Annotated in this window: 15 protein-coding genes and 2 pseudogenes; 16 read left to right on the forward strand and 1 reads right to left on the reverse strand. The window is 37.8% G+C overall.

Annotated elements, in window-relative coordinates; genetic code table 11:
* Window positions 1-345 precede the first annotated feature (345 nt).
* Window positions 346-1,269: a LysR family transcriptional regulator gene (locus tag F1560_RS00815; RefSeq protein WP_149472785.1), complete on the forward strand. Its 924-nt coding sequence runs from the start codon at window positions 346-348 to the stop codon at window positions 1,267-1,269.
* A gap of 108 nt (window positions 1,270-1,377) precedes the next feature.
* Window positions 1,378-1,800, forward strand: a pseudogene (locus F1560_RS00820) (uroporphyrinogen decarboxylase/cobalamine-independent methonine synthase family protein); the annotation flags it as partial.
* Window positions 1,801-1,947: 147 nt separating this feature from the next.
* On the opposite strand, the pseudogene F1560_RS22705 reads toward F1560_RS00820, so the two are convergent.
* A pseudogene (locus F1560_RS22705) lies at window positions 1,948-2,082 on the reverse strand (CysS/YqeB C-terminal domain-containing protein); the annotation flags it as partial.
* Window positions 2,083-2,354: 272 nt separating this feature from the next.
* On the opposite strand from F1560_RS22705, the gene F1560_RS00825 reads away from it, so the two are divergent.
* From F1560_RS00825 to F1560_RS00890, 14 genes are all read left to right on the forward strand, one after another.
* The gene (locus F1560_RS00825) at window positions 2,355-3,041 is read left to right on the forward strand and encodes a YetF domain-containing protein (RefSeq protein ID WP_149472786.1); all 687 of its coding nucleotides are present in this window, start codon (window positions 2,355-2,357) and stop codon (window positions 3,039-3,041) included.
* A 62-nt stretch (window positions 3,042-3,103) separates the two neighbouring features.
* Window positions 3,104-3,190, forward strand: a complete 87-nt coding sequence (locus F1560_RS22340; RefSeq protein WP_245347860.1) for a hypothetical protein — start codon at window positions 3,104-3,106, stop codon at window positions 3,188-3,190.
* 436 nt (window positions 3,191-3,626) lie between these two features.
* Window positions 3,627-4,286 (forward strand): cysteine hydrolase family protein, encoded by a 660-nt coding sequence (locus F1560_RS00835; protein WP_246811892.1) that lies wholly within the window; start codon window positions 3,627-3,629, stop codon window positions 4,284-4,286.
* Between the two features lie 28 nt (window positions 4,287-4,314).
* Window positions 4,315-5,739 carry a cytosine permease gene (locus F1560_RS00840; RefSeq protein ID WP_246811890.1) on the forward strand — a complete coding sequence of 475 codons (1,425 nt, stop codon included), beginning with the start codon at window positions 4,315-4,317 and terminating at the stop codon, window positions 5,737-5,739.
* A gap of 430 nt (window positions 5,740-6,169) precedes the next feature.
* Window positions 6,170-7,309 carry an ABC transporter ATP-binding protein gene (locus F1560_RS00845; protein WP_149472788.1) on the forward strand — a complete coding sequence of 380 codons (1,140 nt, stop codon included), beginning with the start codon at window positions 6,170-6,172 and terminating at the stop codon, window positions 7,307-7,309.
* Complete coding sequence (locus F1560_RS00850) at window positions 7,306-8,778, forward strand: CehA/McbA family metallohydrolase (protein ID WP_149472789.1); 1,473 nt, start codon at window positions 7,306-7,308, stop codon at window positions 8,776-8,778. Before F1560_RS00845 ends, F1560_RS00850 begins: the two co-directional genes overlap by 4 nt.
* A 140-nt stretch (window positions 8,779-8,918) precedes the next feature.
* Window positions 8,919-9,779 carry an ABC transporter permease gene (locus tag F1560_RS00855; protein WP_149472841.1) on the forward strand — a complete coding sequence of 287 codons (861 nt, stop codon included), beginning with the start codon at window positions 8,919-8,921 and terminating at the stop codon, window positions 9,777-9,779.
* Window positions 9,780-9,795: 16 nt separating this feature from the next.
* The gene (locus F1560_RS00860; protein ID WP_149472790.1) at window positions 9,796-11,496 is read left to right on the forward strand and encodes an extracellular solute-binding protein; all 1,701 of its coding nucleotides are present in this window, start codon (window positions 9,796-9,798) and stop codon (window positions 11,494-11,496) included.
* 69 nt (window positions 11,497-11,565) lie between these two features.
* Window positions 11,566-12,465, forward strand: coding sequence for a carbohydrate ABC transporter permease (locus F1560_RS00865; protein WP_149472791.1), 900 nt, complete (start codon window positions 11,566-11,568; stop codon window positions 12,463-12,465).
* 17 nt (window positions 12,466-12,482) lie between these two features.
* Window positions 12,483-13,364, forward strand: coding sequence for a metallophosphoesterase family protein (locus F1560_RS00870; protein ID WP_149472792.1), 882 nt, complete (start codon window positions 12,483-12,485; stop codon window positions 13,362-13,364).
* Window positions 13,345-14,748 carry an MATE family efflux transporter gene (locus F1560_RS00875; RefSeq protein ID WP_149472793.1) on the forward strand — a complete coding sequence of 468 codons (1,404 nt, stop codon included), beginning with the start codon at window positions 13,345-13,347 and terminating at the stop codon, window positions 14,746-14,748. Before F1560_RS00870 ends, F1560_RS00875 begins: the two co-directional genes overlap by 20 nt.
* Window positions 14,745-15,611: a histidinol-phosphatase HisJ gene (gene hisJ, locus F1560_RS00880; RefSeq protein WP_149472794.1), complete on the forward strand. Its 867-nt coding sequence runs from the start codon at window positions 14,745-14,747 to the stop codon at window positions 15,609-15,611. Before F1560_RS00875 ends, hisJ begins: the two co-directional genes overlap by 4 nt.
* On the forward strand, window positions 15,592-16,245 hold the full coding sequence (locus F1560_RS00885) for a YesL family protein (RefSeq protein ID WP_187773591.1): 654 nt from the start codon (window positions 15,592-15,594) through the stop codon (window positions 16,243-16,245). Before hisJ ends, F1560_RS00885 begins: the two co-directional genes overlap by 20 nt.
* Window positions 16,246-16,327: 82 nt before the next feature.
* Window positions 16,328-17,092 carry a DeoR/GlpR family DNA-binding transcription regulator gene (locus F1560_RS00890; protein ID WP_246811891.1) on the forward strand — a complete coding sequence of 255 codons (765 nt, stop codon included), beginning with the start codon at window positions 16,328-16,330 and terminating at the stop codon, window positions 17,090-17,092.
* The last annotated feature ends 65 nt before the right edge of the window (window positions 17,093-17,157 follow it).

A 17,157-nucleotide genomic window follows, 5' to 3' on the forward strand; every position in this document is an offset into this window, starting at 1 on the left:
TCCGTTTCTATATCCGGATAACTATAGATTACCCGGCCTTGTTGGATATTATTATTAAAGGAGGGATTTTCTGTTTTTGGGTGAGTAGATGATCGGGAGAGCTAATGGTTGGTTCGGTGGGGACGGGTACACTGTCGTCCTTTAACTCAGCTTTCTTTACATATTTTACACCGCGGTTCATCCTAGGAAAATGAACGGATCATCGTTGATTGTCTAGGAGAATCAACTAGCCCCTTGTTCCTAAAGAATAATTCATCGTGTTTGCTCTTATTTTTTGATCGATACAACAAAACTAAAAAGGGTGTATAATTCTGAATAATACTATTAAAAGGAATTGGGATGAAGATGACATTACAACAATTAAAATATGTGATTGAAGTTGCAAGGAGTCGTTCGATAAGTCATGCAGCACAGAATTTGTTTATAAGTCAACCAAGCCTTTCAAATGCAATTAAAGAGCTTGAAAAGGAAATGGGGATTACGATTTTTTCTCGAACGAATAAGGGAATTAGTATTACACAAGATGGATCAGAGTTTTTAAGCTATGCGAGGCAGGTTGTTGAACAGGCAGACCTGCTTGAAAATCGCTATGCAGATACACAACCGAAGCAGCAGCATTTCTCCGTGTCCGCTCAGCATTACGCATTTGCAGTCAGTGCTTTTGTTCGATTGCTAAAGGATTATGATCGGGAAGAATATGAATTTACGTTGCGAGAGACAAGGACCTATGAAATTATTGCAGATGTAAAAAACCTGCGCAGTGAAATTGGCGTGCTCTATCTCAATGCGTTTAATAAGAAGGTAATTTCTAAGTTTTTAAGGGAAGGAGATTTAGTTTTCCATGAGCTATTCGTAGCCAAGCCACATGTTTTTATTAGCTCAAGTAATCCACTTGCGACAAGAGATTATGTAACATTAGCTGATTTAGACCCTTATCCATACCTTTCCTATGAGCAAGGAGATTATAACTCCTTTTACTTTTCAGAGGAGATCTTAAGCACCCTTTCCAGACCAAAGAATATTAAGGTTAGCGACCGGGCCACGTTATTTAACCTGTTAATTGGATTAAATGGCTATACGATTTCAACTGGGGTTATTAGTCATAAACTAAACAGCAAAGACATCATTGCTGTCCCGTTGAAGGTAGATGAACGTATCCATGTTGGTTATATTACACATAAACATGTAACAAACTCAAGGCTTGCCGAGATTTATATTGACTATTTAAGAGAATCCATTGACGAGGGACTACGTCAGATTCAGCTATAGTTTAAAGCTATAGCAAGTGAAAGATTTTAAGTGTTACCTTATAAACAATTTCCCATGCTACACTTACCTTTAAATAATAAATCAAATAAAAGGAAGTGGTTTTCATGGGAATCGATGCCAGAGGATTTGGTAGTAACAACCCATGTTTGTCGTGGAAATTATCATTCTACTTGGGCCTCTTCTGGCGGGTACGACCCAATCGCAAACACTTTATTTGCAAAAGAGAACGTTTCTGCCTATTACTTAGAATACGATACAGATCGTGCTGGAGACTTTGCTCCTCTAGCGCATGTTGGAGAGGGAAAGTGTGTTGTTTTAGGATTATTCTCATCCAAAACGGGTGAACTAGAAGATAAAGAAGCGATTAAAGCCCGGATTGAAGAAGCGACACAATATGTGGATATTAACCGACTATGCATCAGCGCACAATGTGGATTCGCATCAACCGAAGAAGGTAATGTTTTAACGGAAGAACAGCAATGGGAGAAGCTCCGTTTAATTAAAGAGGTAGCGGATGAGGTTTGGGGTTGAGTATAGTAAGTAAAGAACACGCCATCGAAAGTGGGAACTTTGATGGCGTGCTTGTAGTATAAATTAGTTTAAATAAATAGACATGCAGATTGTAGATAGGCTCTATTTGTAGCTTTGGCGCCAATGAGGCTTTTTTTCTCTTGTCTTCTACAACTTGATCGTACGGACATGCTGTTCTTCCCCTTGATCTATTACAAATACGCCTAGTTCATTTAAATCATCACGTAAGTTTACTGCTTTCTTCTTGTCACCCTCACGCAAGGCATTTCGTCTTTCATATAACTATTCTTTAGGTACATCTTTTTTTACTCATCTGTTTGGACTGCAATCTTGTCCCAATTCGACGGGTCTATTTCCTGTTCAATCTGATCAATTGTTCAAAGAAATTATCTCCTCTGACTTGATTGGTGCAGCTAGCATAATAGCTAAAAATGCTAAAAGGATTTTTATCTTTTTCATACCTAATTGCCCTCCGTATTTGATGAATGGTTATACATAGATTGCTTCATAATACGAATATATAGTTGAGCTATAGAAAGGTGGGCGATTGAATAATGCCTGAGGTTCTCTTGATTCTGATGCGATCAATAGCTGCGTTCTTTTTATTATTGTTGATGACTCGGATTATGGGGAAGAAGCAAATTTCACAACTTACTTTTTTTGATTATTGTGTGGGAATAACGATTGGGTCAATAGCTGCAGCCTTGTCAATTGACCAAAACATTAAAATTATGAATGGATTAGTTTCACTAATTATTTGGGGTTTATTTCCAATCATTTTAGCTTTCATTGGTATGAAATCAATGATCTTTTCTAACATTACAGACGGTAAAGCAACTATCTTAATACAAAACGGAGAGGTATTGTATAAGAATCTAAAAAATAATTTAATAACAATCGATGAATTATTATTGTTATTAAGAGAAAAAGGTACTTTTAAAGTTTCCGATGTAGAGATGGCTGTTTTGGAAACGAATGGTAAGCTAAGTGTATTGTTGAAAACAAACCAACAGACAGTTACACCGCAAACACTAGGAATTCCATTGGAACAGGAGCATGGACCGACCGTCTTAATAATGGATGGAAAGATATTAAAAAAGAGCTTGGAGAATCTTGGGTATTCAAAGGAATGGTTAGAAGGAGAAGTGCAGAAGCAAGGAGCTAAAAGTATTAAGGATGTCTTCTTAGCTCAAATAGATTCGCGTGGCAATATGTATGTGGATTTATATGAGGATCAATAAGAAAATCTGTTATAGAAGCAAGACCGCTCGTTGCTGCAACGCTCCAAAAGATTCAGGCAGATTTGGAGAGTTTTTCTCTGGAAGCAGATAATCCCGTGGCGAAGAAGCTATACGCTCAACAGGCATCAAAGCTAAAAATTTGGATATGATTTTGCCTTTTTGAAGTAGGAGGGACTGTTTTAGGAGGCAGATGCACTGTCCCATTTTTATCTATATACATAGCAGAACTAGTACTTGTTCCTCTGGCTCACATTTAGAAGCTAGAGTTAGACAATTGGAAGAAAGAGGCTAGTAATCTTATATTGCAGATCGTCATTATTTTGCGATACAAAGCGTCTAGTCTATTGGGTGTCTTTTTCTATCCTAGTGAAGTGTACGTAAGAATAACTGGTGCGGCTATCGTTAACAAAATAGATAAATAGCAAGATTAAACCATTAAGTCATTTGCCCTTAATGGTTTTTTGCGTTATGATCATAACCATGTTTAAAAAGCGATTCGGTTATTTTGCTTCGTAATGTATTAACTTTACGATTTTTAATTGGATCTTTTCTATAATTTAAAGAAAGGAGTAAATGTGATTGGATGTGAAAAAAACAGCTTTATTGCTTATTGATTTACAAAAAGAGGGCGGCACTTCCGATGTGGTAGGAATGGATGGAATTCTGCAGAACACAGCGGAACTTATCCGTGCATGCCGAACTATGAAAATCCCCGTTATCTACACGCGTCACATCAACCGAAGCGATGCAGTTGGTTTGGCAAATGGAGAGCCTCTGAACGAGGATGGAACACCTTCCTATTATAATTCCAATACGGATTCTATTGAAATCCCTGACATGATCAAACCGGAAGCAACTGACATAATTATTGATAAATATCGATATAGTGGTTTTTATGAATCGAATCTAGATCTGATGCTTAAAGGTTTGGGTGTGAAGCATTTAATCCTTGGCGGTGTACTCACGGACGTCTGTGTTCTTGCTACAGCAATGGATGCCTATTACCGTGATTACCAGATTAATATAGTGGAAGATATGTGTGGTACAACGACAGAAGGCGCACATATGGCTGCCATGTTAATGATGGCGAATTGGATATATGATATAAAGATTTTTGAAACAAAGCAATTACGTAAGAAGATGAACGGAGAAAATTATCAACTATGGGAGTCAACAGCCCCTGATCAATTACAATTCTCACCAGAGAACATAAAAGAAGTGTTTTCGAAGTTAAAGTCTAATTGAGTAATCGCAAATATGAAGGAGTGGAAGTGTGGAAGCAAGCAAAGGAGAAATACCCAGGTCGCACGAACAAGGTGACAGTACAATAGACCAAATGGATGAAAAATCAATTGAATATTATGCAACCGAAGAGGTCCCTATGAGTCAACGAAACATGGGTTTTTGGGACATGGTGTTTTTATGGATTGGTGCCAATTCAAACAATGCATCTTGGTATTTAGGTGGATCGGTTGCCGGCGCAGCATTCGGTGGTGCTATTATTGTTGCATTGGTTGCCAACCCGATTGCATATATAATTCTTGCTGTTGTAGGATATATGGGATATAAAATCGGTGTTTCTACGATGGCATTGACCAGGCCAGCTTTTGGAATCAAAGGAAGTATGCTGCCGACCGTTTTAAATATGATTGTATTTATAGGCTGGGCAGTTGTTAATACATTTATTGCAGTTATATCCATGAGTTTTATCTTTGGTGATTTATTTGGCTGGGCCGCTTTTGGTGAAGCTGGCAGTACCGGACCAATGATCCTAGGAATTATTGTGATGAGTCTATTAAACTTAATTGCCGTTTCCCTAGGTAGAAAATCGATTAAAATAGTTGAGAGAATCGGTATCGTCATCATCCTATTTTTGGGAATGTGGATGACGGTCATCGTATTTCAGACACATTCCATCACAGACATTATGAGCTGGGAACCGCCAGCCGAAAATAGAATGCCAATTGGTACTGCCATCGATATAATGGCTGCATTCAGTCTGGCATGGGTGCTGGGAATTGCTGAATTCACACGTTATACAAGAACACCAAAAGCGGCGACGGTGGCACCATTATTAGGAGCAACTACGGCATTGATCTGGTTTGTCTTTGTTGGTGTCGTTGCAACGATTGGTGTCGCAATAACAACAGGTGAATTTAACCCGGACAATTCTGATCCAAGTTCTCTTGTAAGTAACTTAGGACTTGGTTGGGTAGCATTAGTAATGATTATCGTGGCATGTGTCACTACGAATGTGGTCAACTTAATGGCAGCGGGAGTTTCCATGACGAATGTTACAAAGAAAATAAAGCCGTTGCATTCCATTTGGTTAGTTACTATTCTTGCAGGTTTTCTCATGCTTATTCCTTTATATATGTCTAGTTTCCTTGATGCCTTTATGGGCTTTCTTGATTATATTGGAATGGCCTTAAGTGCCTTGTTAGGTATACTGATGGCGGATTATTTCTTTGTACGTAAAAGAAAATATGAGGTTTCGGAACTAGAACGAGAAGGCGGAAAGTATTGGTACGTTAAAGGAGTAAATATAAAGGCAATCGCAGTTTGGGTTGTTGGAATTATTTTTTACCTGACCATTAGTCCATTACCCTTATTTGCAAATACTGTGGGGGCTGTATACCCTACGATAATTTTGACAGGAATGCTTTATTCTATCGTTTCATTGGCAAGAAGGAATTAGATAGAGTCGTACCATTTTATTTCGATGGTTGCAGTTAATAAAAAGGAACAAACCCCGGATAATTTTTTATTCGGGGTTTGTTCTGCGTTGTAATGAAAAATTTGGCTGGGGGCTGAACACCATTAATCCCCAATTACAAGTGCCAATCTTCTTTATTCCTTAGGCTTGGTAACCGTCCTAACGAATTTACATAATATTTACGCCCGGTTAATCATTGTTTAATGATTGTTTTATATAATTAAATCGAAATCAAACATAAAACAAAAATAAAAAGCACTTAAATTATGTTTAGATGGAAGTTTTTAAAGATGTAAATGTACAGAAGTTCTAGAGGTTAAAGGTGTATAACAAACACGGAGATTTGATGATGTGCAATACGATGTTTGTTTATATTTTTCAAAACGAAATCAAAAGCTGGAGGAGATATAAATTGGCGAGGATACAGTTAAAGCATCTATATAAAGACTATATAGATTCGGTTCGTGCAGTAACAGATTTTGATTTAGAAATTGAAGATGAGGAATTTATTGTTCTTGTTGGTCCATCAGGGTGTGGGAAGTCAACAACGTTAAGAATGATTGCGGGCTTAGAAGATATTTCTTCCGGTGAGGTCGTAATTGATGGTAAAGCGCAAAACAACTTACATCCGAAAGATCGTGACATTGCAATGGTATTTCAAAATTATGCACTTTACCCACATATGAGCGTCTATGACAATATTGCCTTTGGTTTAAAAATGCGAAAGACATCCAAACAAGAAATTAAGGAACGAGTAACTAGAGCAGCGAAGATACTAGATATCGAAAATTTACTAGAACGTAAACCAAAGGAATTGTCCGGTGGGCAACGACAACGTGTGGCGCTTGGTCGAGCAATTGTACGAGAAGCAAAGGTGTTTTTAATGGATGAGCCATTATCTAACTTGGATGCAAAGCTCAGGTTTCAAACAAGGGCGGAAATTACGAAATTGCATCGTCGTTTAAAAACAACAACGATTTATGTAACACATGATCAGACAGAGGCAATGTCAATGGCAACACGGATTGTAGTCATGAAGGACGGAATTATACAACAAGTCGGTACACCGAAAGAAATCTATTTGAAGCCAGCAAATATCTTTGTTGGAAAGTTTATCGGTTCTCCTGCAATGAACTTTTTCGATTTAAAGGTAAATGATAATGGAATTACGTTAGGAGATTCGAATATTGAGTTGCCGTCGTCCTTTATAAAAGAAGCATGGTCGAGCTTTGGTAAAAAAGAACTAGTAGTTGGGATTCGTCCAGAGGACATTCAATTATCGGATGATTTAGAATCTAGTCGATATACGTTCCAGTTATCAACGAAAATTGATATGGCAGAGCTAATGGGCTCAGAAACATTATTATATTTCACAGTGGATAATCAAACCGCTATTTCTAAATTAAATACAATGGAAGACTTTAATATGGGACAGCTTGTCCGCTTAAGTATTGATTTAGAAAAGGTTCACTTCTTTGATAAGGAAACAGGGTTGAGATTGGATCTTCAGGAAGTTCAAGAGGCTGCCAAAAAGGAAACCATTATAGCATGAGAAAAGCATTATTCTATCAGCGTTTTACCGTAAACCAAACGGCTCATCAGTCACATCTTGTGTATCGAGTTTACATGCCAGAACGAATGGAATCTATTCAAATCCATTTTTCTTATGGACCGGTACTAGAAGTAGACAAAGACAGTATCAAACAAGCGGTTTGCAGAGAAGGTCTTAATGAATCAATTATTCAAGAAGATACAGCGATTCGAAATTTATTAACCGTGTCTGTTCATGATCCATACAATTATCGTGGATCACATCACTTTTTTGGGGAAGATCAAGTGATTGAGCTTAGTAATACAACAGCTAGTGAGGGCTTTTTTCCTGGAAGCATTCATAGAGGACATTGGGAATTTATTGTAAATTGCCACGGTGTGTTTTCTGAAAAGGTTCACGGACAAGTGGAAGTTATTGGTGTGACGAGTAATAATCTCGAAAGAACATACCCGCCTCCCCCATTAGAAGGAATTAATTTGGAGCAAGAGAAAAAGGGTCGCAACACTACTGTAGACAAAAACTATCAAGTGAAAAAAGTTGAATTGCATACACATACGCTACATAGTGATGCACTGCAGACGGCAGAGGAGTTATTAGAACAGGCAGAGAAGGAACATATTGATTGGTTGGCAATTACAGACCACAATACGACAAGTGCACTAATGGAAGCAGGGCAAGCGCATTGCTTTGGAAAGCGAGTAAATTTGATTCACGGAATAGAGTACACAACATATCATGGCCATTTTCTTGTACATGGCAGTTTGGATGCAATTACCCAGGACTGGACAAAAATCTCAAAAAATAACATTCAAGCATTCTTTAAAAATTTGAAGGAAAAGGATACGTACCTTACAATAGCACATCCATTTGACGCAGGTAATCCTTTTTGTACAGGTTGCAGGTGGGAATATGTCCTGGAAAATGTAAGGTATGTCGATGCAATTGAGGTTTGGAATGGGACAAATCCTCATCAATCCATTTCAAATGAAGATGCGTTTCAAAAATGGACACAGCTTTTAGCGCAGGGCTATGAAATTGCTGCATCCTGTGGTAGGGATTGGCATCAACTTCATCCAAATGAAGCAATTGCATACACCTATCTCATCCTTCCAGAACAAGCAAAGGAAAAAGATGTTATTGCAGCATTAGCGCTCGGAAGAAGCTATTGCTCGATTCGTCCGCAAATCGATTTCAAAATAAACGGTTCTTATCAGATAGGAGATCGTTTAAAGGGTCAGCCTGATCAATTGTCGGTGATATTAGCGGTAACCAATCTTAAAGGAGGTGATGAGATTCGTATCTACACGGAACGACACCTTCTATACAAAGCGCACATAACGGATGGCTCTGCTTGGGGGGAAACAATTCAACTAAAAAATGATCATTACAAGTTAGTAAGAGTAGAAGTCCATAATGAGAAAAGTGAGAGAGTTGCATTTACAAACCCAATCTATATCGATTGTGACTAAGAAAAAGGAATGAGTGCATATTGGAAAATTTAGTCGTTCATAATGGCGTATTGAAATCAAAAGAAGAGCTTGAATTACATTATCAACCTGTGAAGGATAGCTTTTGGACACAAATAAAGAAACATCATGTTTTCTATATCATGCTTTTTCCATGTCTACTCTTCTTTTTAATATTTTCATATTGGCCAATGGGTGGTTTAGTTTTAGCGTTTAAGGAATATGGGTTTCAAACAGGGATATTTGGAGGGGATTGGGTTGGACTTCAATATTTCCAACAATTCTTCTCAGATCCTAGAAGCACGATCTATATTAACAATACAATAATTGTGAGTTTTTTAAAGCTATTTATTGCTATGCCTTTTCCAATTATATTGGCTTTGATGTTTAATGAGGTACAAAATAATAAATTACGAGGAACCTTCCAGAGCATCTCATATCTTCCCTATTTTATTTCTTGGGTTGTCGTTGTTGGACTCATGAACCGATTATTGGCGCCTGATACGGGACTAATCAATCAAATGATTGCGGCTTTTGGAGGAGATGGCAGCACATTCTTCATGATGGAAGAGGGATTGTTTTATCCATTGGTATTTATTAGCTATATCTGGAAGGGGATCGGCTGGGATTCGATTATTTATTACGCGGCAATCGTAGCAATTGCTCCAGCCTTATATGAAGCAGCAGCAATTGATGGTGCCGGGAAATTAAGACAGATTTGGCATGTTACACTACCAGGGATTGCAGCAACAATTATTATCTTATTTATTTTATCCTTAGGAGATATTTTATCATCAGGATTTGATCAGATTTATTTAATGCAGAATCCAGGGAATGCGGATGTGTCGGAAACAATTGATACATATATCGTTCGTACGGGGCTGCAAGGAGGGCAGTTTGGTTATGCAACCGCAATTGGATTAATGCAAGGTGTTGCGGGGTTGATTTTAACGATAATTGTTAACAGAATTACGAGTAAAAAATTTGGATCTTCACTATGGTAAATGGAGGAATTTAAAAATGAAAAGATCACTTAAACGAATAGTAGTAAGTATGATTCTCTTGTTAACTGTTACTGTGATTGCAGCTTGCTCAGATAATTCTGCTGGTATTAATACGGAAAAGCCAGAGGGAGCACCGGATACCTGGATTGCTGATCGAACAATTACTGGTCTCGTTTTTCAATCGGCAAATGATGCATCTGTCGATATGAATCCAGAAATTAAAGCGTACATTAAAGAGCGTACAGGGATAAATTTTGAATTGCAAACTGTCACTGCAGAGGATTCAACGGAGTCGTTAGCATCTGGATTAGCGGCTGGTGACCTTCCTGATTTTATTGCATTCTACCTTAATAATAGTGGTAGACCAGAAATGCAATTATTGTTAAAAGCAGCAAATGAAGGGATGTTTACGGATTTAACTCCATTAATGGAAGATACGGAGACGTACGCAAAGTATCTAGAAGAAGATTATTTACCTGCAGATACACGTGACAATATTATGTTTAGAGAAGAATGGGATGGCGCATCTTACCTAGTGCATATGGCGATTAATCGTGAAGGTGGATACGTAGGTCGAAAAACTGTTGGAGGATTGTATATTAAGAAAGATGTTGTAGAAGCGTTGGGGATTGATCCACAGGAAGTAAATACAACAGAAGATTTATATGAGTTAGCTGTTCAAATTAAAGAAGGGAACTTCACAGATCATAATGGAAATCCAATAACAGTAATTGGGCCAACTGCATGGGGCGGATCAGACCGCGAATGGTTATACAATGACCTTGTTTGGACAGGTGTTAGCGGTGAGAAGTTTATGAAGGATGAATCAGGAGAAATCTTACATGAAGCACAAACAGATTATGGCATGAAACGTGTTGAACACGTACATCAGTTGTTGGATGAAGGCTTAATGACTCCGGAATATTATACAATGGAAGAAACAAGAGCAAAAGAAGGGATTGTGAATGGATCTTTTGCGATTGTCTCCGATATGCATAACTATATGCCTGAAAATAAAGAGCTTACTTACATTCCACTTGGACCAATTGAACGTGTCGATGGAACAAATGACATGGTTATTCCTTATAAGTCTGGTTATGCTGGATGGGCGATTCCATCTACAACCGAACAACCAGAGCATGTGATGCAATTTGCAGATTGGTTAGCAAGTGAAGAAGGTAAACGATTATACTTCTACGGTCTTGAAGGTAGAGACTATGAGTTAGATGAAAATGGTAACCCGGTTGTAAAACAAGAAGTGCTTGATTTACTAGAATCAAATCCAGAAGAAGCGAAAAAGCTAGGTTTCCGTGGTGTTCGTGCATATTGGGGTGAGCATTTAGCTTACACAGATTTGTACAATGAGGCAGATTTTGGTGAGCTGGAGTACGGCGAAAGTCTACGTGAAGAAGATACAATAACAGCAACTCAAATCCTAGATTACTATAACTATGATGAACGATTAGAAAATGCGAGAGTAATAGATGGTATGACGGTGCAATCCTTCTTATATGAATTTGAGGGGGATAATGGTAGATTGACGACTGCACTTAGCCGATACAATGAGGACATTCTTCGTGCATACTATGCTGATTCTTTAGAGCAAGCACAACAAATTATGAATGAATCATTTCAAAATCTAGAAAGCAGCGGCCTACATGAATTTTTAGACTTTGTGGAACAAAAAGAAGCAGAAGGTACGAGCCTTAAATTTTAACGGGACTTAACAATTCCTCACCTATTCTGTAGAAGAGTAGGTGAGGGCCTAATAAAGGAGAATAAGCAAATGAGTAACAGCATGGCAGGCTCAAAATGGATGAGAGTACTGAATATCACATTAATTGTTTCATTGAGTTTAATGATTATTCTACCTTTTATGCATGTGTTAGCAATCTCATTAAATAGTGGTATTGATGCACAAAGAGGTGGTATTACGTTTTGGCCGCGTGAATGGTCGATTGAAAACTATATAGAGGTTTTTAAACAAGAGAATTTAATGAACGGATTGTTCATCTCTGTCTTTCGAACGGTTGTAGGTACTGTTGTGGGTGTTGGATTAATGGCAATGGCTGCTTATGCTTTAACGATTAAAACACTGCCTGGAAGAAAGTTTATTACATTTTTTGTTTTCTTTACGATGTTATTTAGTGGTGGAACAGTGCCTTATTATTTGGTTTTAAATGAGCTGAATCTAACGAATACGATTTGGGTATATATTGTACCGACATTGTATAGCGTGATTCATATCCTGTTACTGCGTACATCCTTTAGCCAATTACCATTTAGTGTAATAGAAGCAGCAAGAATTGATGGATGTAGTGAATTTAAGATTTTTAGAAGTATTGTCCTGCCAATGAGTAAACCAGTGCTTGCAACAATTAGCTTGTTTACAGCTGTAGGTCATTGGAATGATTGGTATGCTGGTACGTTTTTTGTCAGAGATCCAATGTTAAAGCCTTTGGCAACGTTACTTCAGGAAATGCTAACAAGACAGGCGGCATTGTCAGATATTCTTTTACGATCTTCAGGCTCGTTAGCATATGAACAATTAGATAAAGTGACCGTTACGGGAGAATCATTACAAATGGCAACAATCATTGTTGTTATGATTCCGATGGTCTTAGTCTATCCATTTATTCAAAAGTATTTTGTTAAAGGAATTACAGTTGGTTCTATAAAAGAATAATGACCCGAGGTGAGAAAATGAAACTAACCTATCGAGAAGATGGTACATTCCGAATCGTTCAATTAACAGACTTGCATATTGGTTCCTTGCCACATCACGAGGATGATTATAAAACATTTGAACTCCTTGATAAAGCATTTGAAAAGCTAGATGCAGACCTTGTTATGATTACAGGAGATTTAATCTGGAGTGAAGGTGTACCAAATGCAGATCTTGTTTTCAAGGAATTACTAGAGCGTATAAACCAGCATGCTATCCCAGTAGCGATCACATACGGAAATCATGATTCAGAAGATGCATTTACACGTTCTGATTTAAGAAAGATGGAACAAATCTTAGATTACTCGGTTGAAAAGAAGAACGCATTTATAGTTGATGATCGAGAAAGTTATACGATTGAAATTTATGATGCGGCTGGTGAAACAATTAACCATGTACTGTATGTTATGGATTCGGGTGCAGAAGCCCCACTCCCGATTGGTAAATATGAATGGGTTCATCCAGAACAAGTAAATTGGTTCCGGGAAATTTCTGAGCAATACAAGCAAAAGGGAAGAAAGCAAACGGATTTGATGTTTATGCATATTCCGCTTCCAGAGTATTGGCAGGCATCGGAAAATATCTTATCAGGTGAATGTAAGGAGACAAATGATATGATATCTGCTCCTTATATGAATACCGGATTATTCGCATCTGTGGTAATGAATGGGCAAGTTGCTGGTGTGTTTGTTGGACATGACCACGACAATAACTTTGTTGGCGAACATGTAGGTGTGAAATTAGCATATGGCCAGGTTAGTGGATATCAGTGCTATGGTGATTTTGAACGGGGAGCAAGGCTAATTCAATTAACAGCTGAGGGGATGGAGACGAGAACGATTGTTGAATCTCAAATCTGAATTCGTTCCAGAAGCAAATACGAAGGCTGAAACAATCCCTAAATTCCGGTTGCTTTTTTTCCCGATATTAATGGAGCAATTCTTTGGAATGCTGCTTGGAAATATCGACGTACTAATGCTAAGTCAATACAATGATGACGCTGTTGCTGCAGTCGGGCTATCTAATCAAATTATCATGGTTGGCTTGATGATTTTGGGTATAGTCTCCTTAGGAAGCTCGATACAACTTATGCAAATCGTTGGAACCTCACGAGATGCGTATATCAAGTCAATTATTCGACATGCGGTTTATTTAAATATCATCGTATCAGTTGGTTTAGCAATTATCTTTTTCTTGTTTGGTCGTACGCTTTTAACATGGATACAAACACCTGAAATGTTATTGGAAAGTGCATATTTGTACTTGGTTATTGTAGGATGCAGTCTTATTTTCCAATCTTTGATCACAAGCTTAGGTACGGTTTTCCGAAGTTTTACGTTCGTAAAAATAGTGATGGTCATCTCTATCATTACAAATATCATTAATGTCATTGGAAACTATATTGTTATTTTGACTCCATTCGATTTTCTAGGAGCAGGGGTCCAAGGTGTTGCTATATCGACCCTCATTGCACGGAGTATTGGAGCAGTCTTACTTATGCTTTATTTTATCAAGCTTCTGCCACAGTATATTTCTTCGTTTCAAACGATGAAGATGGAAAAATTAACGATTCGTTCGATCTTTCGACTTGGTTTTCCTTCTGCAATGGAGAATATTTCGTATACGACATCACAGATGATTATTACTGGTATTATCGCAACATTTGGTGCTGCAATGATTACATCGAAGATATATACCCAAAATATAACGGCCGTCATTTTTACGGTAGCGGCATCCATATCACTAGCAAATCAAATTATCGTTGGTCGATATATTGGATTGGATTTAAAGCATCAAGCTAAATCAGCAACGAATACATTGATTCTTAAATCAGCTGGTATAGGGGTGGTAATTGCTACAGTACTTGCCTTGTCATGTTCATTTATTATCTCTATTTTTACTGATAATCCACAAATTCAACAAACCGTTTTAATCTTAGTGTGGATGGGGGTACTACTAGAACCAGCCCGGATGATAAATGAAATAACGATTGGGGCATTAAATACTGCTGGTGATGTAAAGTTTCCAACGATGATAAGTATCATCGTCACCTATTGTTTTACAGTACCAATGAGCTTTGTTATCGGTGTTTATGCTGGATATGGCCTTGTTGGTGTTTGGATTGTGTTTATTCTAGATGAATGGATAAGGGCGATTATCTTGTATATTCGTTGGAAAAAGGAGTCATGGAGAGACATTCGAATCTTTGACAGCAAGGAATTAACAAAAGGAGAATTGAAATGAAAAAGGACGGTCATACACATACAGAGTTCTGCCCTCATGGTTCTGGAGAAGATGTGGAGCTTTTTATACAAAAAGCAATTGGATTGGGGTTTACAGATTACAGCATCACGGAGCATAACCCGCTACCTCAAGGATTTACAGAACTGGCTGCAGGGGAAAATGAGGCAATTGCGACAGCTGGAATGAGCATCACGGATGTGGAATATTATTTGAACAAAATGCATCGGTTAAAAAAGAAATATGAAAATGAGATTCGAGTCCATGTCGGTTTCGAAATAGATTATGTAACAGGATTTGAAGGATATACTACGGATTTCTTAAATGAGTATGGGAAATGGATGGATGATAGTATATTATCGTTGCATTTTTTACAAGGAAAGGGTGGATATCGCTCGATTGACTTTAGTCCTCAAGATTATCAGGACGGTATCATAACGCATTACGGAAGCTTTCAAAAGGGACAGGAAAACTATTTTCAAACGTTACTGCAGCTTGTCGATGCTGATTTAGGAAAGTATAAGCCAAAGCGGATTGGTCATATCACGTTATGTCAAAAATTCCAAAACTATTATGAGAATGAGGAAACCCGGTTATCAAAAAGGGCATTACAGCTTGTTGATGAGCTATTAGATAAGATAAAAGGGAAGAACTATGAATTAGATTTTAATACGGCTGGTATGTTTAAACCTTATTGTGGAGAGCCGTACCCATCGCTGCCAATTATGGAAAAAGTGATAGAAAAGCAGGTTCGCTATGTTTATGGTTCAGATTCACATCATGTAACCGATGTTGGTAGAGGTTATCCGATTGTTCCTCACAATAACGAACGAAAGAGGGAAATATATGCAGGGTATAGGGAGTAAGATTAATCAGGTAGGAGAATGGGTGTATCGCTTACTTATTTTAAATGTCCTTTGGTTAGGCTTCGCTTTATTAGGGCTAGGTCTACTGGGGATATTTCCTGCAACACATGCACTATTTGCAGTCCTTCGTAAATGGACAAGAAATAAACGAAAGATTCATATAACAAAAGATTTTTTCTGTTTTTATCGAAAGGATTTTTGGAAAATCAATGCACTTGGCTATGTACTCGTATTAATTGCAGTGATTCTGTGGTTTGATTTTCGCTATTTTATGTCGATTACAAGTTTCGGGATGTTTGTGTTGGGTCACTTCATGCTACTATTCTTTGTCATAGTTCTCTTATCTATATGTGTGTTGTTTCCTGTTTTCACACATTACGAGCTATCCTTTGCACAATATATAAAACATGCGTTGCTTTACCCGATTACCCATATGGGAACAATGCTTTTGCTTATTGTGTCTTTTTTGTTCTATTATTTTGTTGCCTATCAAATACCTGGATTGGTGCCGTTCTTAGGCATGAGCTTACCTTGCTTTATTATGATGAAAATCATTTACCCAACCTTTCAGCAAAAGGAGAAAAAAGCAGAAGGATGGTTTCGTAGTCAGAAGGCTAAGCGTATCTATTACTAGTAAAATAGTGTTGAGATTATGTAAAATAAGGGAAAGACTACAGAAGGGTATCCGAATTAGGAGCTAGATTGGGAGGATAATCGTGAATAAAGATGATCGGCATTTGCAAATCTTAAATCAGTTGGAAGAGAATGAGAAGGTTTGGGTGATGGACTTAGCGCAAACATTAGGTGTCACGCCAGAGACCATTCGAAGGGATTTGGCAGAGCTTGAAATGAATGAGAGATTAACACGTATTCATGGTGGAGCAGTACCGTTTATCCAAACGCATAGGGAAATGACATTTGAGAAAAAAATGTCCTTACATATAGAAGAGAAGAAACGGATTGCTAAACGTGCTGCAGAACTTATTCAGCATGGAGATACGATTGCTGTCGATGTTGGAACGACAACCGTACATTTAGCGGATATGCTTGATGATGTACAGGGGTTAACAGTTGTAACAAACTCCCTAAGTGCGGCAAGTCGTTTTAATTATGCGATTGAAGAACAGCGGATAACAGGACAAGTTATTATGTTACCCGGCATTACAAATCCATATCAAGCATCGGTAAGAGGAACCTATACCGTAGAATTTTTAAAACGATTTAGCTTTAACCGAGCTTTTATATCTTGTGGTGGTGTGAATAATTCATCGATCTATGATTTCGATATGGATGAATCATTGGTTTCAGAGTCAATGATTCATTGCAGTCAAGAATCGATTTTACTAACGGATGCATCGAAATTGGATACAAAGTCATTATTCGAAATTGGTCCGATACGAAACATTTCAAAAGTATTATGTGATGAAGAAAAGCCAGCTCATTGGTATGAGAATGGATATGAATGGATGACCGTGAAATGAAGATAGAGTTCGTCCATTAGAAGAAAGAGGCTAGTATTCTTACAAACCCATATATTTATCCCCCT

It is taken from the genome of Oceanobacillus polygoni (genome assembly GCF_008304605.1).
Taxonomy (GTDB): domain Bacteria; phylum Bacillota; class Bacilli; order Bacillales; family Amphibacillaceae; genus Oceanobacillus; species Oceanobacillus polygoni.